The organism is Massilia sp. NBRC 108631 (assembly GCF_059704565.1).
This window is the reverse complement of record NZ_BAAKJE010000066.1, coordinates 20,618-43,405: the sequence shown is the minus strand read 5'-3', so window position 1 is coordinate 43,405 and position 22,788 is coordinate 20,618. Positions and strand designations below refer to the sequence as shown.

At 67.0% G+C, this 22,788-nt stretch carries 17 protein-coding genes; 11 read left to right on the top strand and 6 right to left on the bottom strand.

Features of this window, described 5'->3' with window-relative positions:
- On the bottom strand, positions 1–4,164 hold the full coding sequence (locus AC6H42_RS07350) for an SNF2-related protein (RefSeq protein WP_497547742.1): 4,164 nt from the start codon (positions 4,162–4,164) through the stop codon (positions 1–3).
- Between the two features lie 6 nt (positions 4,165–4,170).
- Positions 4,171–6,153, bottom strand: coding sequence for a dipeptidyl-peptidase 5 (locus AC6H42_RS07345; protein ID WP_497547741.1), 1,983 nt, complete (start codon positions 6,151–6,153; stop codon positions 4,171–4,173).
- Positions 6,154–6,266: 113 nt separating this feature from the next.
- Here AC6H42_RS07345 and hemE point away from each other — a divergent pair, with 113 nt between their 5' ends.
- Together hemE and AC6H42_RS07335 are read left to right on the top strand one after the other, a co-directional pair.
- Complete coding sequence (hemE, locus tag AC6H42_RS07340; RefSeq protein ID WP_497547740.1) at positions 6,267–7,343, top strand: uroporphyrinogen decarboxylase; 1,077 nt, start codon at positions 6,267–6,269, stop codon at positions 7,341–7,343.
- A gap of 785 nt (positions 7,344–8,128) precedes the next feature.
- Complete coding sequence (locus AC6H42_RS07335) at positions 8,129–10,165, top strand: primosomal protein N' (protein ID WP_057154111.1); 2,037 nt, start codon at positions 8,129–8,131, stop codon at positions 10,163–10,165.
- Between the two features lie 247 nt (positions 10,166–10,412).
- Here AC6H42_RS07335 and AC6H42_RS07330 read toward each other — a convergent pair whose 3' ends face one another.
- Complete coding sequence (locus tag AC6H42_RS07330; protein WP_497547739.1) at positions 10,413–11,309, bottom strand: ArgP/LysG family DNA-binding transcriptional regulator; 897 nt, start codon at positions 11,307–11,309, stop codon at positions 10,413–10,415.
- A gap of 127 nt (positions 11,310–11,436) precedes the next feature.
- Here AC6H42_RS07330 and AC6H42_RS07325 point away from each other — a divergent pair, with 127 nt between their 5' ends.
- Positions 11,437–12,888, top strand: a complete 1,452-nt coding sequence (locus AC6H42_RS07325) for a dihydrolipoyl dehydrogenase (RefSeq protein ID WP_497547738.1) — start codon at positions 11,437–11,439, stop codon at positions 12,886–12,888.
- Positions 12,889–12,945: 57 nt separating this feature from the next.
- Complete coding sequence (locus AC6H42_RS07320; RefSeq protein WP_497547737.1) at positions 12,946–14,079, top strand: HD-GYP domain-containing protein; 1,134 nt, start codon at positions 12,946–12,948, stop codon at positions 14,077–14,079.
- Between the two features lie 22 nt (positions 14,080–14,101).
- Here the strand turns inward: AC6H42_RS07320 and AC6H42_RS07315 are convergent, their stop codons facing one another.
- On the bottom strand, positions 14,102–14,584 hold the full coding sequence (locus AC6H42_RS07315; RefSeq protein ID WP_057154107.1) for an SRPBCC family protein: 483 nt from the start codon (positions 14,582–14,584) through the stop codon (positions 14,102–14,104).
- Positions 14,585–14,698: 114 nt separating this feature from the next.
- Here AC6H42_RS07315 and AC6H42_RS07310 point away from each other — a divergent pair, with 114 nt between their 5' ends.
- The 3 genes from AC6H42_RS07310 to AC6H42_RS07300 are packed head-to-tail and all read left to right on the top strand — an operon-like array spanning position 14,699 to position 17,590.
- The gene (locus AC6H42_RS07310) at positions 14,699–16,780 is read left to right on the top strand and encodes a UvrD-helicase domain-containing protein (protein WP_057154313.1); all 2,082 of its coding nucleotides are present in this window, start codon (positions 14,699–14,701) and stop codon (positions 16,778–16,780) included.
- The gene (locus AC6H42_RS07305; RefSeq protein WP_057154106.1) at positions 16,770–17,390 is read left to right on the top strand and encodes a transglutaminase-like domain-containing protein; all 621 of its coding nucleotides are present in this window, start codon (positions 16,770–16,772) and stop codon (positions 17,388–17,390) included. Before AC6H42_RS07310 ends, AC6H42_RS07305 begins: the two co-directional genes overlap by 11 nt.
- Entirely contained in the window at positions 17,387–17,590 is a 204-nt protein-coding gene (locus AC6H42_RS07300; protein WP_082551641.1) for a SlyX family protein, read from the top strand. The genes AC6H42_RS07305 and AC6H42_RS07300 overlap by 4 nt, the downstream gene beginning before the upstream one ends.
- Here the strand turns inward: AC6H42_RS07300 and AC6H42_RS07295 are convergent.
- Entirely contained in the window at positions 17,565–19,076 is a 1,512-nt protein-coding gene (locus tag AC6H42_RS07295; RefSeq protein ID WP_497547736.1) for a GMC family oxidoreductase N-terminal domain-containing protein, read from the bottom strand. The genes AC6H42_RS07300 and AC6H42_RS07295 overlap by 26 nt on opposite strands.
- 124 nt (positions 19,077–19,200) lie before the next feature.
- Between AC6H42_RS07295 and AC6H42_RS07290 the strand changes: the two genes are divergently transcribed.
- The 3 genes from AC6H42_RS07290 to AC6H42_RS07280 all read left to right on the top strand — a co-directional run bounded on the left by AC6H42_RS07290 (position 19,201) and on the right by AC6H42_RS07280 (position 21,347).
- Positions 19,201–19,779, top strand: a complete 579-nt coding sequence (locus AC6H42_RS07290) for an NnrU family protein (RefSeq protein ID WP_497547735.1) — start codon at positions 19,201–19,203, stop codon at positions 19,777–19,779.
- Positions 19,780–19,783: 4 nt separating this feature from the next.
- Positions 19,784–20,476, top strand: coding sequence for an MOSC domain-containing protein (locus AC6H42_RS07285; RefSeq protein WP_057154104.1), 693 nt, complete (start codon positions 19,784–19,786; stop codon positions 20,474–20,476).
- 295 nt (positions 20,477–20,771) lie between these two features.
- Positions 20,772–21,347: a TMEM175 family protein gene (locus tag AC6H42_RS07280; RefSeq protein WP_057154102.1), complete on the top strand. Its 576-nt coding sequence runs from the start codon at positions 20,772–20,774 to the stop codon at positions 21,345–21,347.
- A gap of 5 nt (positions 21,348–21,352) precedes the next feature.
- On the opposite strand, the gene AC6H42_RS07275 is transcribed toward AC6H42_RS07280, so the two are convergent.
- The gene (locus tag AC6H42_RS07275; RefSeq protein ID WP_497547827.1) at positions 21,353–22,045 is read right to left on the bottom strand and encodes an NADPH-dependent F420 reductase; all 693 of its coding nucleotides are present in this window, start codon (positions 22,043–22,045) and stop codon (positions 21,353–21,355) included.
- Positions 22,046–22,175: 130 nt separating this feature from the next.
- Here AC6H42_RS07275 and wrbA point away from each other — a divergent pair, with 130 nt between their 5' ends.
- Positions 22,176–22,775, top strand: a complete 600-nt coding sequence (gene wrbA, locus AC6H42_RS07270) for an NAD(P)H:quinone oxidoreductase (protein WP_057154100.1) — start codon at positions 22,176–22,178, stop codon at positions 22,773–22,775.
- Positions 22,776–22,788 lie beyond the last annotated feature (13 nt).

Sequence of the window (22,788 nt, the reverse complement as noted above, 5' to 3'; positions counted from 1 at the left end):
TTAAAGTTTGAAGCCTTCTTGCAGCATCGTCAGCATCTCGCTGGCCGACATGCGGGCCGCCATGTCGCTGCCGTCGAGCAGGCTGTCGGCCAGGTCGCGCTTGCGCTGGTGCAGGTCGACGATGCCTTCCTCGATGGTATGCCGGGCCACCAGGCGGTAGATGGTGACCGGGCGCAGCTGGCCCATGCGGTGCGCGCGGTCCGAGGCCTGGTCTTCCACCGCCGGGTTCCACCACGGGTCCATGTGGATCACGTAGTCGGCCGCTGTCAGGTTGATGCCCATGCCGCCCGCCTTCAGGCTGATCAGGAAGACATCGCCCTCGCCGGCCTGGAAGGCATCGACGCGCTGTTTGCGCGCCGCCATGGGCGTGCTGCCGTCCAGGTACTGGTAGGCCACGCCTTGGCGGTCCAGGTGCTCGCGGATCAGGCTCAGGTGGTCCACGAACTGGCTGAACACCAGCACCTTGTGGCGGTTCTCCAGCAGGCCGGAAAGCAGGTGGGCGAAAGCGGCCAGCTTGCTGCTGGCGAGCTTCAGTCCCGGCGCCACCAGGTTCGGGTTGCAGCACGCGCGGCGCAGCTTCATGATCTCGGCCAGGATCTGGATCGATTTCTTCTCGGCCGGGCCCTCCACCGTGGCCAGGTTCTCCAGCGCCTCGCGCCGCAGCGACTCGTACAGCGCCGTCTCTTGCGGCGACAGGTCCACCTCCAACACGATTTCGGTGCGCGGCGGCAGTTCGGTCAGCACCTGCGTCTTGGTGCGGCGCAGGATGAAAGGACCGATCAGGCGCCGCAGGCGGTTGCGCGCGCCCACCTCGGCGCGGTGGTCTTGCGGCTTTTCTATCGGTCCCGCGAAACGCAGGCTGAACTGCTCGATGCTGCCCAGCAGGCCCGGATTGATAAAGCGGAACAGGTTCCACAGCTCGCCCAGGTGGTTCTCCAGCGGCGTGCCGGTGGCCACCATGCGGAAGCCGCCCTTCAGCGCCATGACGGCCTGCGAGCGCTTGGTGGCGCCGTTCTTGACGGCCTGCGCCTCGTCCAGCACGATGGTGTGCCACTGCCTGGCGGCGAAGCGTTCGGCCTCCTGCTGCAGCAGGCCGTAGCTGCACACCACCAGGTCGAAGGCCTCGGCGCCGTCCACCATGGCGGCGCGGTCGCCGCTGCCGAACACCTTCACATTCAGCGTGGGCGCGAAGCGCGCCGCCTCGCTCACCCAGTTCAGGCACACCGAGGTCGGCGCGATCACCAGGGCCGGGCCCTGCGGCGCACGCGACAGGATCAGCGCCAGCGCCTGCAGCGTCTTGCCCAGGCCCATATCGTCGGCCAGGCAGGCGCCCACGCCCCAGTGGGCCAGGCGCGCCAGCCAGTCGTAGCCCTCGCGCTGGTAGTCGCGCAGCTCGGCCTGCAGGGTGCTCGGCACCTGCGGCGTGAAGGCGGTGTTCGCTTCCATGCGTTTCAGATGGTCGCGCCAGGCCGGATCGGCATCGACCTGGCCAGCCTCCGCCGCCAGGTCCTCCAGCGCGAACGCGGCCAGCGGATGGATATGGATGCCGTCGGCGCTGATGTCGCCATAGGCCTGCAGCTCGTGCAGGCGGCGGTGCAGCTCCTCGGTCAGCGCCAGGTACTGGTTGTTCCCCAGTTCCACGAAGCGGCTCTTATTTGCCTGCATCAGCTCCAGCAGCGCGCGCAGGTCCATTACCTGGTTCTCGTCCACCTGCAGCTGGCCGCTGGCGGCGAACCAATCCTTCTCGGTCTTGATGTTAAGACGGAACTGCTTGCCGCCGATGCGCTGGCTGACGCGGAATTTCTCCCCCTCCGGCCATGCCACCACCACGAATTCCGCCGGCAGCTCCTGCAATTCCGACAGCAGCTGCAGGCACAGCGCGGGCTGTCCCAGCAGCCATTCGCCGTGTTCCTGCTCGGCCTGTTCCAGCACCAGGCACTTGCCGACCAGGCGCCGCTCCGCATCGCGCTCGCCGCTCAGGCTGCGGCGCGTCTGCACCGGCTTGCCGTCCAGCTCCGCGCTCATGCTCTCGGCGCCGCTGCCCGGCGTGTAATAAGCGCCGCCCGCCAGCGGGCGCACCATGATCTGCATCTTCAAGCCGTGCTGGTAGGGCAGCAGGTGCACATGCAAGCGCGTGTCCGCCTCCACCTGTTCCGCGTTGCCGGTGCTGCCGCCGATGTCCGACTGCACCGTCACCAGCGAGGACACCGCGCCGATGGCCTGCAGCACCTGCTCCTCCGCGCTGGCGGGCACGTCCAGCCCGTCGCCGACAATGGCGGCGATGCGGCGGTGTTCCTCCTCCACGCTGACCACGCGCAGGCGCGTCGGCGTTTCGCGCACCACCATCACGCTGGCGTTGAGGTCGGCCAGCGCCGGCTGCAGGGTCAGGCGCAGGTCGCCACGCTGTTTGCGTATCAGCAGCTCCGGCGTGCCGGCCAGCAGTTCCACGCGCGTGTCCGGCGCTTCCAGCCAGTAGGCGTGCGGGTGGCCCACCAGCGCGAGCGCGGCCTGTTCATGGTCGATGTCGTAGCGCAAACCGGATGAATAGGCCTGGCGCGACGGCGAGATGGTGCTGCTGATGCGGATGTCCTGCGGCGTCAGGAACTCCATCTGCGCCGCGTCCTCGCGCAGGCGCTTCAGCGCCAGCGGGCGTCCCTTGCCCCAGGCGCCCTTGGCGTCGCGCTTCTGCTCGCGCGGTTCGATCTCGGTGATGCCGTGGCGCGGATCGAAAGCGATCATCCACACCAGCCGCGCTTCGCCGCTCACAGGTTCGGGCACGCCCTGCTGCAGGTTGATCAGGGCCGAGAGCTGGCGCTGCCAGGCTTCCTGCCGCTCGAACCAGCCGCTCATGTCGGCGAAGCCGCCGCGCTCGCGCAGCGCCGCCGCATGGGTGGCCATGTCGGCGTCGCCGTGGTGGCCCAGCAGGCTGGCGGCCTGCGCGGCGATGAATTTGTAGCCCAGCGTTTCAGCCTGCTGCGCCAGCGCGTGCAGCTGTTCGCGCTTGCCCTCCAGCTGCGGCAGCGCCAGCCAGAACCACAGCAGCGCCTGGAACATCTGCGGCTGCATCGCCGTTTCCCAGGTGCGCGACAGCACCACGTCGGTCTGCATGGTGCCGGCGCGGATCTGGCGCAGCATGCTCAGTTGCGCGTACACCGCGCTGTCCGGATTGGCCTGCGCGTGGATGGCCAGCTCCAGGTAGCTCTCGGCTGCCTTCTGCATTTTCGGGTCCGCGCTGCGCAGCATGGCCAGCACGTACAGATGGCCGCCCATGCCCTGGAACAGCAGCTTGCGCTTGCCCGATTCGCGCCGCAGCGCTTTGAGCGCCGCCTCGAAGCCCTGCAGCGATTTGTCCAGTTCGCCGCGCAGCAGCAGGATCACGCTCAGCAGGAATTGCGGCAGCGCGCCGTCCAGGCCCTCCAGGTAGACCACGGCCTGCTTCAGCTCCCCGCACAGGATGGCGTCTTCGGCCAGCGCCATGCGGAACGTTTCGGTGATGTACTCGTTCTTGGCAAGGCGGCGCTGCACATGGCGCCCGGTCAGGCCGCGCACGGTGGGCGCCAGCGACGGGTCGCGCTGGCAGTGCTGCAGCAGCAGGGTAAACACGTCGTCCACCAGCAGCGGATGCACCAGGATCAGCATGCCCGCTTCCAGCGGCCTGGTGAAGATGTCGACCACCGGGTGCAGCTGCGCCGCCTCGTAGCACACCATGCAGGCCTGCAGCAGCGGCAGCACCTGCTGCGGGGCCTGGCCGCGCAGCAGCGCCATGCGCAGGCGCGCCACGGCCTGGCGGTAGCTGCGCGCTTCCAGTGCGCCGTTCCAGCCCTGGCGCATCGGGTTCAGCGCTTCGTAGGCGGTGCACAGGTCGCCCAGCAAGTGCGCGCCGATGGCGGCGCGGATCGCCGGCCAGCGCAGCTTGGCGTTGCAGGTGTAGCCGCGCGCGGTGACCACGGTGGTGAAGGCCAGCCGCTCCAGCTTGCGCAGCGGCTCGTCCAGCGTGTCCACATTGAACATGAAGCCGCGCGGATCGCGCACGCCGGCCTTGTTCATCAGGTCCAGGATGGCCGTGCGGCCGGTGGCGTCGCCGATCAGGGCGAGCAGCGCCAGTATCATCTTTTCGTCGAGGCTGAGCGCCTCGAATTCCGCGAGCAGTTGCTGGTCCGTCATCGTGCTTTACAGGTTGTGGATCTCGACCGCGGCGTGCGCCCCGGCCGTCGGCAAGCCGAACATGCGCTGGTAAAAATACAGCTCCGCCTCCAGCGTGCGGATGATGTTCTCGGCCTTGCGGAAGCCGTGGCCCTCGCCCTCCAGCGCCACATAGGCCACCGGCACGCCGCGCCGCTTCAGCGCCTGCACCATCGATTCGGACTGCTGCGGCGGCACCACCTTGTCGTCCAGGCCCTGGAAGAAGATCATGGGGCGCGCCAGGCGGTCCGTGTGGTTGATCGGCGAGCGCGCCTGGTACAAGGCGTCCGCGTGCGGCGCCGGCGCGATCAGGTATTCGTTGTAATGCGATTCGAATTTGTGCGAGTCCTGGTCCAGTCCCTTCAGGTCGGACACGCCGTAGTAGCTGGCGCCGAGCTTGAACACGTCGTGGAAGGTAAGGGCGCACAAGGTCGTCAGGCCGCCGGCGCTGCCGCCGCGGATGATCAGGCGTTCGCCGTCGGCCATGCCATGCTGGACCAGGTACTGCGCGCCGGCGATGCAATCCTCAACGTCGACGATGGCCCACTGGCCTTGGAGCGCGTCGCGGTAGGCGCGGCCGAAACCGGTGCTGCCGCCGTAGTTCACGTCCAGCACGCCGAAGCCGCGGCTGGTCCAGAATTGCGTGGCCAGCTTGAGCGTGTTGACCGTCATGCTGGTGGGGCCGCCGTGGCTGATCACGATCACCGGCGGCTTGCTGTCCTCCGGCGCCTGCATGTCCTGGTTGGCCGGCGGGTAGAAGAAGGCATGCGAGGTGCGGCCGCTCGCGCTGGGGTAGCTGATGCTCTGCGGGACCGACAGGTAGCCCAGGTCCGGCGTGTCGGCGATCGAGTGCGCCAGCACTTCCAGTTCACCGCTGGACAGGTCGATGCGCGCCAGCTCCAGCGGAATGGTGGGGCTGCCGCCCAGCAGCGCAAGGAAGCCTGCGCCTCGGCCCCGGCCCACGCGCAGTTCGCGGATTTCCTCGTAAGGGGTGGCGATGGCGGCCAGCCTGCCGCCGGCGATATCCAGGCGCGCCAGGCGGCTGACCCCCTTGTCGATATAGGTGCAGACGATTTCTTGGGCGCTGGCAAAGCCGTACATCGCATTGCCGAAGGTCCAGTGCGGCGAGCCGAACTCGGCCTCCATCGGGCAGATCGCGTCGGCCGGTCCGCCGGCATCGCGGTGGCGGTACAGGTTCCAGAAGCCGCTGCGGTCGGACACGAAGTACAGCCGGCCGTCCGGCGCCCACTCGGGCTGGCAGATCGATTCCTGCGGGCCGCCCGCGATGCACAGCGGCGTGCCCAGCGTGCCGCCTTCCAGCACGGCCGCCAGCCACAGTTCGGTGCCCTGCCACGGCATGCGTGGATGGTCCCAGGTCAGCCAGGCCAGCATGCGGCCATCCGGCGACAGGCGCGGCGACGAATAGAAGTCGTGGCCCGAGGCCAGAACGGTCTCGGCGCCCGCCGCAGCGCTGCCCGGCAGGCCCACCGCGCACAGCGCGTTCGCCGGCTGCGCGTGGGAAGCCGGATCGTCAGGATGCCGTTCGCGCACCGCGATCAGGCGCTGGCGCGCCGCGTCCACCACGAAATCGGCGAACCGCTGGCGTCCCGGCGCCGTGAAGGGGGTTGCCTCGGCGTCGCCGCCGCGGCAGTACAGCCGGTTGTCGGCGAAATGCGAAAAATACACGGTATCGCCGTGCACCGCGTAGGCGCCGCCGCCGTATTCGTGTACCCGGGTGCGCACGTTCAGCGGCAAGGGCGTGACCTCGTCCGTGCGCGCGCCGTGGCGGCGCTGCAAAGTCTGGCGGCCGGCCTCGCTGGCGCGGCCCGCCAGCCAATACAGGTCGCCGTCCGGGCCCAGGGCCAGGGAAGACAGCGGCGTGGCGCCGGCCGCCACCAGGGCGGCACTGATCGGGGACGCCCACGCGCCGTACGGCGCCGGGCTGGCAGGGGACTGCGGCGTGATGGACATGGCTTCGCTCCGTAAATATCTGCCGAATGATACAGACAGCCGCAGTCGATGCGCAAAAAAGGCGGCAGGGGATGCGATAATAGCCCCTTTCCTTCGCTTTTTGATTGCATTCCATGCCACAATTTGCCCCGCTGAAGAACGACACCTTCCTGCGCGCGCTGCTGCGCCAGCCCACCGAGTACACCCCCGTGTGGCTGATGCGCCAGGCCGGACGCTACCTGCCGGAATACCGCGCCACGCGCGCCAAGGGCGGCTCCTTCATGGGCCTGGCCACCAATCCCGACCTGGCCACCGAGGTCACGCTGCAGCCGATCGAGCGCTACCCGCTGGACGCGGCCATCCTGTTCTCGGACATCCTGACCATACCGGACGCCATGGGCCTGGGCCTGCATTTCGTGGAAAACGAAGGCCCGAAATTCGAGCGTCCGCTGAAAACCGAAGCGGACGTGCTGGCGCTGCGCGCTCCGGAAGCCGGTTCGCTGGACTACGTGTTCAAGGCCGTGACCCAGATCCGTACCGAACTGAACGGCCGCGTGCCGTTGATCGGCTTCTCCGGCAGCCCATGGACGCTGGCCTGCTACATGGTGGAAGGCCAGGGTTCGCGCGAGTTCCACACCATTAAGAAGATGCTGTACGGCCGCCCCGACCTGATGCACCGCATTCTGAGCATCAACGCCCAGTCGGTGGCCGACTACCTGAACGCCCAGATCGACGCCGGCGCGCAAGCGGTGATGGTGTTCGACTCCTGGGGCGGCGCGCTGGCCGACGGCGCCTTCCAGGAATTCTCGCTGCAGTACATGCAGAAAGTGGTATCCCTGCTCAAGCGTGAAAAAGACGGCGTGAAGATACCCGCCATCGTCTTCACCAAGGGCGGCGGCCACTGGGCCGAGGAAATCGCCGCCATCGGCGCCGACGCCATCGGCCTGGACTGGACCGCCAACCTGAGCAAGATCCGCGCCCTGGTGGGCGATAAAGTGGCTTTGCAGGGCAACCTGGACCCGGCCATCCTGTTTGCCAGCCCGGAGCAGATCCGCGCCGAGGTGGTCAAGGTGCTCAACGCCTACGGCAAGCACGACACCGGCCATGTGTTCAACCTGGGCCACGGCATCTCGCAATTCACGCCGCCGGAGTCTGTCGCCGCCATGGTCGATGCTGTACATGCGCATAGCCGTACGCTGCGCAGCGCCTGATGTAGTTTCATGACAAAGGGCGCGTTTCCTCGGGAGCGCGCCCTTTTTTCATGCCTGCACGCACCAATGCAGAGCGACTTATGCACAATTTTTTTTGCTGCGGAAATAACAGGCAGTGAAAATCCATCCGCCCGGAGCGGCGATCCAAGTGACTGATTTCAAAAGGCTTATTTTTTCGTTGCCGGGCAGGGGAGGGGGCGAAGTAAACTTTATCCCAAGGCAAAAGTGGTCTTATGGGCGCATTCTCCACAAAGTTATCCACAAAAACTGTGGATAAAAACGAAAAGTACTTAGTAAACCGTGACTTAGTCACATTGCTAAGATTTCTGATGAAGAAATGTTGCGGTGCATGATATTTAGATAAGTTTTTCTTGCCTCAATTACATTGCGTTTGCACAAACCCAGGCATAGCAGAATGTGTAGAATGCGCCGGGCCCTGTATGCGGCTTGCATGCTGTACCGCACAAGCGAGCGGGCGGCCTGACCGATCCGCAAAAAGTACTTGATTTCAGTAAAAAAGTCGGCCCTAAATACTTCACTTATGCACAGCAAGGGGAAAAGTGGTATGGTTTTTGAGCCCTCTGGGAGGGATTTTGCAAGCCATTGATTTTAAAGAATAAAAAAGAGCGGTTTGGGAGCCGGTTATGTGAATTTCCCACTCCCGGTTATCGGTTTCCTGAAATTAAGTATCCGTTGTTCACAAAGTTATCCACAATCAATTGGATGGAGATGCCGGCCCGAAAAGCACCGCATCTTCAGGCCGGATTCGACCAAGTTAGGACCAGATGGCGCAGTGCATACTGAGAATCGCGCTCGACACCCCGTTGAACGCTGTCTTCGACTACCGCTGGCAGTACGAGGCGGGCGTGGGCGGGGACGGCGCGCGTCCCCAGGTTGGCCAACTGGCGCTGGTGCCGTTCGCGCGCCGGGAAGTGATGGGCCTGATCGTCGGCCTGGCCGAGCACAGCGAGGTGCCGGCTGACAAGCTCAAGGACGCGCTGGCGGTGCGCCACCAGCTGGCGCCGCTGTCCGCGCAATGGCTGGCGCTGGCCGGCTTCGCGGCCGACTACTACCAGCGCCCGCTGGGCGAGGTGGCGCTGCCCGGCCTGCCGAAGAATCTGCGGGTGCTGACCACGGTGGCGCTCGATCGTGCCATCAAGAAACTGGGCAAGCTGGAAGACAGCCACGATCACACGCCGCTGAACATGCCCCAGCTCAATCCCGAGCAGCAGGCGGCGGCCGACTACATCGGCGGCGCGCAGGGCTACCAGCCGGCGCTGCTGTACGGCGTCACCGGCAGCGGCAAGACCGAAGTCTATCTGCAGGCGTGCGCCCAGGTGCTGGAGCGCGAACCGCAGGGCCAGATCCTGATCATGGTGCCGGAGATCAACCTCACGCCCCAGCTGGAAGGCAATATCCGCGCCCGTTTCCCGGGCGTCATGCTGGCCACGCTGCACAGCAGCCTGTCCGAAGGCGAGCGCATGCTGCACTGGCTGGCCGCGCACCAGGGGCAGGCGCGCATCGTGCTCGGCACGCGGCTGGCCATCCTGTCCTCGCTGCCGAAGCTGAAGCTGATCGTCATCGACGAAGAGCACGACCCGTCCTACAAGCAGCAGGAAGGGCTGCGCTACTCCGCGCGCGACCTGGCGGTGTGGCGCGCCTGGCAGCTGAAAATCCCCATCGTGCTCGGTTCGGCCACGCCGTCGCTGGAAAGCTGGCACCACGCGCAGGGCGGGCGCTACAGGCTGCTGGCGCTGCGCGAACGGGCCGTGAAGGCCGCCGTGCTGCCGGCGGTCAAGCTGATCGACATGGAGCGCGACAAGCCGCGCGACGGCCTCACGGGGGCGCTGGTGGCGGCGTTGAAGCTGCGCATGGCGCGCGGCGAGCAGTCGCTGCTGTTTTTGAACCGGCGCGGCTATGCGCCGGTGATCTGCTGCGAATCGTGTGGCTGGATCAGCGACTGCACGCGCTGCACCTCCTTCATGGTGCTGCACAAGCCGGAGCACCGGCTGCGCTGCCACCACTGCAGCCTGGAGATGCGCATCCCGCACCACTGCCCGACTTGCGGCAACGTCGACCTGCAGCCGGTCGGGCGCGGCACGCAGCGGGTGGAAGAGGGCCTGCAGGCGCTGTTCCCGGAAGCGCGCATCCTGCGGATTGACGCCGACAGCACGCGCAAGAAGGGCAGCGCGCAGGAAGCGTTCGACACCGTGCACCGGGGCGAGGTGGACATCCTGATTGGCACGCAGATGGTCGCCAAGGGGCACGATTTCAAGAAGCTCACGCTGGTCGGCATCATGAATCCGGACACGGCACTGTTCTCGCAGGACTACCGCGCCAGCGAGCGCCTGTTCGCGCAGCTGATGCAGGTGGCCGGCCGGGCCGGTCGGGCCGCGCAGACCGAAGGCGGCAGTGCGGCCGAAGTGCTGATCCAGACCCGCTACACGCAGCACCCCTTGTACTCGGCGGTGGTGCACCACGACTACGACCACTTCGCCTCCGCGCTGCTGGACGAGCGCAAGCAGGCCGGGTTGCCGCCGTATCTGTTCCAGGCATTGTTGCGGGCCGAAGCGCCGGAGCTGGCCACGGCGATCGAATTCCTCGAGATCGCGCGTGACTGCGTGCTCCATCCCGGCATCACCATCAACGACCCGATACCGATGACGATGACGCGCATCCACAATGTCGACCGCGCCCAGTTGCTGGTCGAGTGCGCCTCGCGTCCCAATCTGCAAGTGTTCCTGAAGGAATGGATGGACACCCTGCGCAGCCTCAAAACCCGCGTCAAATGGTCGCTCGAAGTCGACCCCCTCGACATCTAGCCCAAGCAGCCTGTGCCGCATAACCCCTACCTCGGGGTCAGACCCCGAAGTAGGGGTTATGCGGCTGAGTTCGTTTGTCGGGAAAGGACTATGGTGGTAGGCGGTCGCCGCGGGCCGCTGGTGATGATTTCCTCGACTGGCGGGTGCCTGGTGGGGATGTCGCATGGCCAGGCGCGCCTTTGCCCCACCTGCGGGGTCTGACCCCGAAGTTGGGGAAATGCGGCTTAGCTCGCTTGTCGGGGAAGGCCTATGGTTGTAGGAGGTAGCGGCGGGCGCTGGTGATGATTTGCTCGGACAGGGCACGCGTGAAGGGGGTGTCGAGGTTCCAGGCGTGCCAGTCGAGCGGGACGTCGAGCACGTAACCGGGGGCGACGTCGACCAGGCGTTCGCTGTCGATGGCGCCGGCCGCGTGCAGCTGGGGCAGCAGGCCGTAGGCCAGGCCGCCGTAAATGCATTCGTACAGCGCGGGCGAGACCGGCAAGGTGTGGTGCGGGAAGCTGCCCTGCTGGCCAACGGCGCCGGCCAGGAAGCGGGCCATGGCGGCCCGCTCGCTGACTACCGCCGGTGCCAGCTGTACCGCTTCGGCCGAGAAGCCGTCGCCGAACCAGTGGCCGGCGAACACCGGCGTGGCCACGCAGAGGTAGCGCATGACGCCCAGCGGCGTGCTGGCCGGGCCGTTCAGACCGCCCGCGCCGGCCTCGGCCCGGGCCGCGACGGCGCCAAATACGCTGCCTTCCTGCACCATGTGCAGTGCCTGCTCGCGCCCGGCCTGCTGCACGTCGAGCTGGCAACGCGGCGGCGTCAGCAGCGGCGGCAGGGCCAGCGGGAACCAGGTGGCGAGACTGGCGGCGTCCACCGCGAGCGAAATTTCCGGCATGCTGACCCGGTTGCCCAGGTCGATGTCCAGCGACGCTTCCATCAGCCGCACGTTGCGGTGGTGCGAAATCAGGCGCTGGCCCAGGCCGGTGGGAACGCACGGGACGCCGCGCACAATCAGCAGGCGGCCGCTGCTGTCTTCCAGCGCCTTGATGCGCTGGGACACGGCGGACTGGCTGATGCCCAGCGCGCTTGCCGCTTTTTCAAAGCTGCCGTGGCTGGCCACGGCATCCAGCACCGCCAGCGCCTTGTAGTCCAGATTTGCCATAAGTGGTTTATTAGCCGCGCTTATATGAATCGAAAATGATAAGCAATACTAATGCCTTTCCAGCATTCATGCTTAAAATTTCGCAACAGAGTAGTATTTCTGAACGAAAAAAATAAACGGAGTGCGCATGAAGCAACTACATACCGATGTGGCCATCATCGGCGCCGGCAGTGCCGGGCTGACGGCTTATCGCGCGGCCCGGGCCGGCGGCAAGCGGGCGGTGCTGATCGAGAGCGGCCCCTACGGCACCACCTGCGCCCGGGTCGGCTGCATGCCCAGCAAGCTGCTGATCGCGGCGGCCGAGGCCGCCCACGCGCTGGCCGCCGCGCCCGCGTTCGGCGTGCACCCGGGGCAGGTCCGCATTGACGGCCAGGCCGTCATGGCGCGCGTGCGCAGCGAACGCGACCGCTTTGTCGGCTTCGTGTTGGAAGGCATGGAACACATTCCCGAGGCAGACAAGCTGCGCGGCCACGCCCGTTTCACCGGCCCGCGCGCGCTGCAGCTGGACGAGCACACGCTGGTGCAGGCCGAGCGCATCGTCATCGCCACCGGCTCCAGCCCCGTGGTGCCCGAGGAGTGGCAGCAGGCCGGCGCGCGCGTCATCACCAGCGACGCGGTGTTCGACTGGACCGACCTGCCGGCCTCGGTGGCGGTGGTGGGCACCGGCGTGATCGGCCTGGAACTGGGCCAGGCGCTGCACCGGCTGGGCGTGCGGGTGGCAATTTACGCGCGCGGCGGCAGCGTGGCGCAGCTGGGCGATCCGCAGGTGCTGGCCGAGGCCGCCCGCGTGCTCAGCGCCGAGCTGGACATCCGCTTCCAGACCCAGGTGGCGGCGGTGGAACGCGCGCAGGACGGCAGCGAGCAACTGGTGCTGACCAGCCGCGACGCCACCGGCCAGCAGCGCCAGGAGCGCTACGACTATGTGCTGTCGGCCATAGGCCGCAATCCGAATGTGCACGCGCTGAACCTGGAGCTGGCGCAGATCGCGCTGGACCGGCGCGGCATCCCGCTGTACGACCGCCACACCATGCAGTGCGGCAGCAGCGCCATCTTCATCGCCGGCGACGCCGACGACGAGCTGCCGCTGCTGGGCGAGGCGGCCGACCAGGGCAAGATCGCCGGCGCCAACGCGGCGCGCTTTCCGGCCGTGCAGCCGGGCCTGCGCCGCACGCCGCTCACGGTGGCCTTCTGCGAGCCGCAGATCGCCACCCTGGGCGCGGGCTACCAGGCCTTGTGCGCCAGCCACAACCGCCGCTTCGCGGTCGGCATGGTGTCGTTCAGCAACCAGGGCCGCAGCCGGGTGATGCTGCAAAATCACGGCATGCTGCGGGTCTACGGCGAGTTCGGCAGCGGCCGCTTCCTGGGCGCCGAGATGATAGGGCCGCGCGCCGAGCATATCGGCCACCTGCTGTCCTGGGCCTGCCAGGCCGGGCTGACGGTGGACGCCATGCTGGACATGCCTTTCTACCATCCGGTCGTGGAGGAGGGCGTGCGCACCGCGCTGCGCGACCTGGCCCAGCAGCTGGCCAAGGAGCCGCCCGCGCCGCAGCCTTGTCCCGATTGCACGCCGGGAACTTGATGTAGAGCAACACTGTAGAATAGGCGCCACGTAGTCAACCGCAGGCGGAGACCGGTAGTGAAGATTCGGAAGATCGGCCCTGACGAGCTGCACGTCGGCCAGCTGTTGCCCTGGGATGTGTACGGGGACGGCGGCGGCCTGCTGGCGCGCAAAGGGCATCTGATTGCCGACCGCTGCCAGCTCGACAGCCTGACCGAGCGCGGCGTGTATGAGGACTGGAGCGAAGCGTTGCCGCAGTCGCGCGCGCCGCAGTCGGTGCTGCGCCTGCTCAACGGCGCGCAGCTGGACTTGCAGCGGGCGCTGCAGCAGATCGCCACCGGCGTGCCCTGTGGCAATACGCAAGGCATGCTGGAGCAGATTGCCGCGCTGGTGACGTCGGCGCTGCGGCTCAATGCGGACGTGGCCGTGGCGAGCTTGCTGCACAGCCGCTCCAGCGTGCCGTACTCGGTGCGTCACAGCGTGGACACGGCGGTGGTGGCGCAGCTCATGGCGCTGGCGCTGAAGAAGCCGGATGACGATGTCCAGACCATCACGCTGGCGGCGCTGACCATGAACGTGGGCATGCTGGGAGTGCACGACCGGCTGCAGGCGTCCGGCGCGCCGCTTGGCGAAGCCGACCGGCACGTGGTGCGGTTCCATCCGCAGGCGGGTGTGGTGCTGCTGCGCCAGGCCGGCATCGAGCACCCGGGCTGGCTGGCCTGCGTGCTGGCGCACCACGAGAATGAGGACGGCACGGGCTATCCGGGCGGCAAGACCGGGCCATACGTGCCGGAATCGGCCAAGCTGGTGGCGCTGGCGGACCGCTATTGCGCCCGGCTGGCGCCGCGCCGCTACCGCAACAGCATGACGCCCAACGCCGCGCTGCGCGACCTGCTGCTCGATGCCCGCAACACGCTGGACAGCCTGCTGCCCGCCGTGCTGATACGCGAGCTGGGGATTTATCCCATCGGCACTTGCGTACGCCTGCTGAACGGGGAAGTGGGGGTGGTGTCGCGCAAGGGGCTGAATGCCACCACGCCGTGGGTGACGTCGCTGCTGGGCCCGTCCGGCGCACCGCTGCCGCAGCCGCTGCAGCGCGACACGCGCAGTGCACCCGGTGCCATCCGCGAGGTGCTGGAGGTGGGGGCGCTTGGGCAGGCCGGCCTGCAGTTGCACATGGAACAGGTGTGGGGCCGCGCAGCGGCCCTGTAAGCTCGGCTCAAACCAGCCCGGCTCAGTTCAGCATCGAATCGAGCCGCCCCTGCTCGGCCAGATCGCGCAGCACGCGGATGGTGTCGATGTCCGACTCCTGGTAGGCCGACTTGCGGAACTCGTCGTACATGGCGTTGGCCTGGTCGGTGGCCGCGTCGTGGCCGTCGTCGTACTCGAAGCGCACCCACAAGGTGCCCGGCTGCGGCGTCTCGATGGTCATGGTCAGGCTGGACGCGCTGATATCCTGCTGCGGAGCAACTTCGTAGCGCACGCGGCGCATCGGCTCCAGCAACACCTGGTCGGCGATCACCAGTTCGCCGTAGCGCAGCTTGCGGCTGAAGCTGTTTTCCTGGCGGTCGGCGATCTGGCAGTCATCCAGGTGCGGCACGAACAGTTTGGGCGATTCGGCGCGCAGCACCAGGCCGCGCCACAGCTGTTCGTGGCTGAGTTCGTCGATCAGCGGATTCAGCGGATCGTTGATTTCGATGAGGTGTTCAAATTTCATGATGCTGCCCGATTATGTATGAGTCCAATGACACTATATTCTGCCGCAGCCTGAATTATCAATGCTTGCGCTGCTACAATGACCGGCTTGTTTCGCCCCTCCCGCCTGGAAATCATGTCTAACGCACCACAGTTCGGTCTCAATGCTCCGCAAAGCGAAGCCGTGCTCTACCTGGACGGCCCCTGCCTGGTGCTGGCCGGCGCGGGCTCGGGCAAAACGCGCGTCATCACCCAGAAAATCACCCACCTGGTCGAGGACCGGGGCTACGATCCGCGCACCATCGCCGCGCTGACCTTCACCAACAAGGCCGCGCTGGAGATGCAGGAGCGGGTCGCCAAGCTGCTCAAGCAGCCGCGCCAGGCCAAGCTGCTCACAGTATCCACCTTTCACTCGCTGGGCGTGAAAATCCTGCGCCAGGAAGCGAACCACCTGGGCCTGAAGGACCGCTTCTCCATCATGGACAGCGACGACTGCTATTCGCTGGTGCAGGACCTGGCCATCACCACCGACAAGCAGATCATCCGCGGCATCCAGAACGATATTTCGCTGTGGAAAAACGGCCTGGTGGAGCCGGCCGACGCGCTGCGCGACGCCAAGGACGAGGACGAGGCGCAATCGGCCCGCATCTATGGCAGCTATGTGTCGACGCTGGCGGCCTACCAGGCGGTCGACTTCGACGATCTGATCCGCCTGCCGGTGGAGCTGTTCCGCGAGAACGGCGCGGTGCGCGACAAGTGGCAGCGCCGCCTGCGCTACCTGCTGGTGGACGAATACCAGGACACCAACACCTGCCAGTACGAGCTGGTCAAGCTGATGGTCACCGGCATCGGCAAGAAGCCCATGTTTACCGCCGTGGGCGACGACGACCAGGCCATCTACGCGTGGCGCGGCGCCACGGTGGAAAACCTGGCCAACCTGAAGGTGGACTTCCCGGACCTGAAGCTGATCAAGCTGGAGCAGAACTACCGCTCCACCACGCGCATCCTGCAGGCGGCCAACGCGGTCATCGGCAACAACCCGAAACTGTTCGAGAAGTCGCTGTGGTCCGAACACGGCCTGGGCGAGCCGATCAAGGTGCACGCCATGCCGAACGACGAGCAGGAGGCCGAGCAGGTGGCCATCATGATCTCGGCCGACCATTTCGAGCGCAAGAACCAGTGGACCGATTACGCCATCCTGTACCGTGGCAACCACCAGGCCCGCATCATCGAGCAGGCGCTGCGCAACCAGCGCATCCCGTACACGATCTCCGGCGGCCAGAGTTTCTTCGACAAGGCCGAGATCAAGGACATCATCGCCTACCTGCGCCTGCTGGCCAACCAGGACGACGACCCGGCCTTCATCCGCGCCGTCACCACGCCGCGCCGGGGCATCGGCCAGTCCACGCTGGAAGTGCTGGGCGCGTTCTCGGGCCAGTGGCAGTGCTCGCTGTTCGAGGCCGTGTTCAAGGGCGGCATCGAAGCCAAGCTGCCGGACCGCCAGCTGCTGCCGCTGCGCGAGTTCTGCAACTTCATCAACAACCTGGAGGCGCGCGCCAGCCGCCCCGGCGCGGCCGGGTCCGGCGACAACGCCGCGCAGGTGCTGGACGACCTGATGGAAGCCATCCACTACGAGTCCTACCTGTACGACAGTTTCGAGGAGCGCGCCGCGCAGGGCAAGTTCCAGAACGTGATGGAATTCGTCAACTGGCTGAAGGACCGCGGCCGTGGCGGCAAGGACCGCGACGGCGAGGAAAAGAACGTGCTGGAGCTGACCCAGATGGTGGCCCTGATGACCATGCTGGAGGGCAAGGACGAAGAGCCGGACGCGATCCGCATGTCCACCCTGCACGCGTCGAAGGGGCTGGAGTATCCGCATGTGTTCCTGGTCGGCTGCGAGGAAGGCATCCTGCCGCACAAGGGCGACCCGGACGCGCCGGTCGAAACGATGGCGCAGCGCATCGAGGAAGAGCGGCGCCTGATGTACGTGGGCATCACGCGCGCCAAGCGTACCCTGCAGATCACCTGGTGCAAGAAGCGCAAGCGCGCCGGCGAGCAAGTGCATTGCGACCAGTCGCGCTTCATCAAGGAGATGCAGCTGGACGTGGGCGACGCGGTGCCGAAGGAATCCGAAATCATCAGTCCGCGCGAACGCCTGGCGCGCATGAAAGAACTGCTGGCTACCCCGAAAGCGGTGCCCAATCCCAATGCCAACTGATCACTACCTCGCCTCCGGCAACTGGATCGACGGCGGTCATCCGGATGTCGCCCGCAAGGCGGCCGAACTGGCGGCCGGCGCCGCCACGCACGCCGAGGTGGCGCGCCGCTGCTTCGAGTTCGTGCGCGACCACATCAAGCACAGCTGGGACTACCGCATGGACCCGGTGACCTGCCGCGCCTCCGACGTGCTGCGCCACGGCACCGGCTACTGCTATGCCAAGAGCCACTTGCTGGCGGCGCTGCTGCGCGCCAACCGCATTCCCGCCGGCCTGTGCTACCAGCGCCTGGCGGTGGGCACGGAAGGTCCGCCGTTCTGCCTGCACGGCCTGAACGCCGTGTACCTGGAAGGCCATGGCTGGTACCGCATCGACGCGCGCGGCAACAAGCCCGGCGTGGACGCGCAATTCACGCCGCCGCGCGAGCAGCTGGCTTTCCCGGTGCTGGCGCCGGACGAACGCGACCTGCCCGAGATCTGGGCCGAGCCGCTGCCGGTGGTGGTGCATGCCCTGCAGCGCCACGCCACCGTGGCGCAGGTGGCGGCCGACCTGCCCGATGTCGAGCTGCTGGCGCCGGTACAATACGGCTTTACCGCGGAGAGCAAGCAGTGAGCACCGAAGACCGATTCGTCGACATTGAAATCAAGATCGCCCACCAGGAAGACATGGTGGAGTCGCTGAACCAGCGCATCTACGAGCAGCAAAAGCAGATCGACAAGCTGGAGCAGATGCTGCACGCCTTGGCCCAGCACCTGCGCGACAATCCGCAGGGCGGGCAGGGGCCGCTCAACGAGCGTCCGCCCCACTACTGACACCGCCGGCGCCAGCGGCGCCGGGGGCCCCCCCTGCACCAGCTGCGCCAGGGTCGCCACCACCACCGGGGGCGCCGGCCTCGCCGGCCGCGACCGCCGGCCCGGACGCGGCGATCAGCATCGGCATGCCTTGCTGGCGCTGGCCGGCAGCCGCACCTGCGGCGCCGCGTCCAGTGCCGCCGGCCTCAACGCCGTCCGCGATGTGCTCGCCCAGCCGCTGGCCCAGGCACAGCAGCGTGAGCGTGGGCGGCAAGCCCCACGGTCCCGGTATCACCGACGCGTCGCACACATACAAGCCCGGTGTGGCCGTTCGCAGGTCGCTGTCCACGCCGTCGCCGATGCGCACGCTGCCGCCGGGGTGCGCGGCAAAGTGCCAGCTCCTGAACACATGCTTGGCCCCCGCCGCCGCCAGGACGCCGCGCGCAATGTCCTCGCCCTGTTTCAGCTTGTTCCTGTCCGCCGCCTGCAACCGCTTGTCCACCCAGTGCGGGCCGATGCCGCCGCCGATCTCGTCGCGTATCTTCACCATGATGCTCAGCGTGCGCGCATGCGCCGCCACGCGGCCGAAGCGCCCCACCTGCAGGGCGAACGCCTGGTACATGGGCTTGGGCAGCGTGAGGTCGGCCAGCGCTATGCCGTCGTGCTGCAGCTGCATGCCAGCGGCCATCGGCACTTCGGCGCCGGCGTCGTGCGCATCCAGGTCGTCCACGCTGCCCATCACCGCCACCACCGGGTCGCTGAAGAAAGGCACGCTGCGCGGCGCCAGGCCTGAGCTGTGCAGCAGGCGCGGGCTGCCGATGCCGCCGCCGGCCAGTACCACCGTGTCAGCCAGCAGCGCGCGCAGCTCGCCGCCCACTACTGCTTCCACGCCGATCGCGCGGCCGCCGCGCAGCAGCACCCGCGTCACGCGCGCCTCATCGGCCAGCACCGCGCCGTGGGCGCAAGCCTGCTCCAGGAAATCGCGCGCCGTCCATTTGGCGCCGTAGGGGCAGCCGTACACGCAGCGCCAGCAGCCCCTGCGGCAGATCTGCGGCCGTATCATCTTGTCGAGCTTGTGCCAGTCCAGGTTCAGCGAGCGCGCCGCCTGCAGGAGGCGCGCCGCCATCGGGCCGACCAGGCTGTCCGGCAGCGGCGCCATCGGCAACTCGGCGCGCAGCGCTGCCAGTTGCGGCGCTAGGTCGATGCCGTGCGCGGCAAACATGGCCTGCGGCGGCGCCGCCGCGGTGGCGAAATTGATGGCCGAGCTGCCGCCCGCCACCAGCCCCCGCACCAGCAGCGACGCGTCGCTGTGCAGGAACGCGCCTTGGCCCGGAACGGCCGCGATGGCGGCCATCTGGCCCAGCGTGCCCGCCAGCGGCGCCGCGCTGCCCTGTTCCAGCACCAGCACGCGCATGCCCCGCAACGCCATGGCGCGCGCCACGCTGGCGCCGCCGGGGCCGCTGCCTGCCACGATGGCGTCGTACCGGATGGGGGAAGAGTTGGCCATGCGACGATGGTAGCACGCTGATTGCTTCGGTTTTGCGCCACTTTCACGCGCTTTCGTCGCACGCAGGTTGCCGCTCCGACCATTTTGAATTATCGTCAAGCCATCTTCAACATGGAGCGACGCGATGACTGTGCTGGTACTGGGTTTGCTGATTTTCCTTGGGGTCCACTCGGTGCGCATCGTGGCCGACCCATGGCGCACCGCCATGCGCGCACGGTTGGGCGAGAACGGCTGGAAGGGTGTCTATTCGCTGCTGGCGCTGGCCGGCTTCGCGCTGCTGATCTGGGGCTACGGCCAGGCGCGCCAGGCGCCGCTCGTGCTGTGGACGCCGCCGGTGGGCATGCGCCACCTGGCGGCGCTGCTGACCGTTTTCGCCTTCATCTTCCTCGCCGCCGCCTATGTGCCGCGCAATCGCATCAAGGCCAGGCTGCATCATCCGATGCTGCTGGGCGTGAAAGCGTGGGCGCTGGCGCACCTGCTGGCCAACGGCACGGTGGCGGACGTGCTGTTGTTCGGCAGCTTCCTGGCGTGGGCCGTTGTTTGCTTTGCTTCCTCGCGCCGCCGCGACCGCGCCGCCGGCACCGTCTACCCGCCCGGCACCGCATCTGGCACCGTCATCACGGTGGTGGTGGGCTTGGCGGCGTGGGCGGCTTTCGCCATCTGGCTGCACGGCCCGCTGATCGGCGTGCGTCCGTTCGGCTAAGCCCATGGTTCAGCAAGCAGGGCCGGATCGGGGCCGCGTTCTCGCGGTCGCGCAGCGATGCACCGGACAGGCGCCATTGCAGGACGCCGGCCAGCTGCTGGCGCTGGGCGGGCAGGGCCTGTTCGATGACGTGCACGCGGATCCGCTCTCGCCGCGCCAGCTCCTGCTGGCCGGTGCGCCCGCCTATGCCCGCCATGGCTTGGCGGCGCACGCGCTGCGGGAAAACCTTCTGCTCGACATGGATACGGCCGGCTTGCGCTCCGGTATGGTGCTGCAGGTAGGGACCGATGCGCTGCTGTGGCTGACATTCCAGTGCGAAGCCTGCGGCCAGCTTGACGCCATCGCGCCTGGCCTGGCGCGCCGGATCGGCCCGCAGCGCGGCATGCTGGCGCGCGTCCTGCGCGGCGGCATCATCCGGCCTGGCGACGCGGTATCCATGCTGCCGGGCGGTCTGCCGCCATGGTCCGACGACTGGCGCCAGCGCGCCGTCGCTGTCCTGGCTGCCGTGCCGGACGGGATGGTGCTCGAATACCGCCAGCTGGCCAGGCTGATCGGCGTACAGAGCAGCTATTGCCGCGCGTTGCCCAGGCTGGCCCGCGCTGCCGGGCTGGGCGGCAAGGCGGTGACCCTCCAGGACCGCTCATCCGCACCCCGGTGGCAAGGCCGCGAGCTGTTCGGCGCCAGCGCCGGCGCATAGCGCATGCGGCTGCTTGCTCTCCGCCGCTTCTCCCGAATGGCAGGCTGTGATGGACGCGCCATGTTTGCTACTATGAGATGATTATCTGGACAGTCATGAGGCTGCCATGTACACATTGACGCTGGCCCAAACCAAAGCGCAGCTGGGCCGCCTGGTTGCCATGGTTGAAGCGGGCCAAGAGGCGACGCCTACGAAACGCAGCCAGGCCGTGGCACGGCTGGTGTGCAGTGCGCCGCCGCGCCAGCAAATGCCCAGCGTGGCCGAGCCGGCAACTTCGAATCAGACAGGATAGCAAATGGGTAAAGGCAGGCTGGAAGCATTTAGCGATGGCGTGATCGCCATCATCATCACCATCATGGTGCTGGAACTGAAGGTGCCGCATGGCGCGACGTGGGACACGCTGCTGCCGCTGGCGCCGGTGATGCTGAGCTACGTGCTGAGCTTTGTCTATGTGGGCATCTACTGGAACAACCATCACCACATGATGCACGCGGTGAGCAGGGTCAACGGCAGCGTGCTGTGGGCCAACCTGCACCTGCTGTTCTGGCTGTCGCTGATACCCTTCGTCACCGGCTGGATGGGCGAGAACCACTTCGGCGCCATTCCCGCCGCCATCTACGGCGTGGTGCTGACCATGTGCGCGCTGGCCTATCTGCTGTTGGAAAAGGTGCTGATCAGGCTGCACGGCGCGAACTCCGCGCTGGCGCTGGCGGTCGGCAAGGAGCGCAAACTGTGGCTATCCATCGCGCTGTACCTCGCCGGCATCGCCACGGCGGTGCTGCATCCGTGGGTGAGCGTCGGACTGTATGTGCTCGTGGCGGTCTGGTGGTTCATTCCGGACCGCCGCATTGAAACCAGGCTGGCTGGCTAAGCGCCTCAGCCCAGCTGCACCAGATTGATGGCCGGCAGTACGCCGCCGGGGAATTGCTGCAGCGCGCCGCCCACGTCAAGGCCGCCCAGGTCGATGCCGGCAAAGCGGATGCGCTCGGTGAGCTGCAGCACCACGGCCTTGGCCTCGGCGTCGTTGCCGGACACCCATACCACGCGGCGGCCGCCGCCTTCCTCCGGATCGCTGGCCAGCACCTGCGACAGCAGCGTGTTGTACGCTTTGACCACGCGCGCCCCTTTTGCCCAGCCGCTCAGTACGTGCGTCGAGGTACGGCCGCCCAGCTCGGCCTTGCGCAAGCCGGGCATCAACACCGGATTGGTGGCGTCGATCAGGATGCGGCCGTCCAGGTTCAAGCCGCGCAGGACGCTCTCGGCCGCGCCCCAGCCTACGCTCAGGAACACCACATCGGCTTCGGCGGCCTGCTGCACCGTGCCGGCGCGGGCCAGCCCGCCCAGCTGCTTGACGGTGTCCGCCAGCGATGCCGGACCACGGCTGTTGCTGAGGATGACGTTGATGCCGGCGCGCACCAGTTGCTTGGCGAAGGCCTGGCCGATGGCGCCAGCGCCGATGATGCCGATGGTGGTTGGGGTGCTCATGGTGGTGTCCTTTTCAGTTGGTTGGGCTGCTGTTCTCAGCAGGTGATACCAGTATATTGGCGGCCAGTCGCATGATAAATACACGATCAGGCACTCCACTATTCCCAATCCGATGACAATCGGCAGGCTGCGCACGCGTTTTTGTAAATGGCTTTATGCTAAGAATGCACGCTCGCTGGCGCGTGCCCGATTAGTCATCCACATGGAGAAAGTTATGTCGAAGGTACTTGTTCTGTATTACTCGTCGTACGGCCATATCGAGTCGATGGCCGAGGCCATGGCCGACGGCGCACGCGCGGCAGGGGCAACGGTGGACCTCAAGCGGGTGCCGGAAACGGTGCCGCAGGAAGTGGCCGAGAAGGGCCATTTCAAGCTGCAGCAGAGCGCGCCCGTGGCCACTGTGGCCGAACTGGCAAACTATGACGCCATCATCATCGGTGCGCCGACCCGCTTTGGCCGCATGCCGTCGCAAATGGCCGCATTCCTGGACCAGGCCGGCGGCCTGTGGGCCAGCGGCGCGCTGAACGGCAAGGTGGGCGGCGCGTTTACCTCCAGCGCCACGCAGCACGGCGGCCAGGAAGTGACGCTGTTCTCCATCATTACCAACCTGATGCACTTCGGCATGACGATTGTCGGCCTGCCTTACAGCTATCAGGCGCAGATGACGCTGGATGAGATCGTGGGCGGCAGCCCGTACGGCGCCACCACCATAGCCGGCGGGCAGGGACAGCGGCAGCCGAGCCAGCTTGAACTGGACGGCGCGCGTTTCCAGGGGGGATTGATCGCCAAGACAGCCAACAAGCTGTTCGGCTGAGCAGGACAGGCGT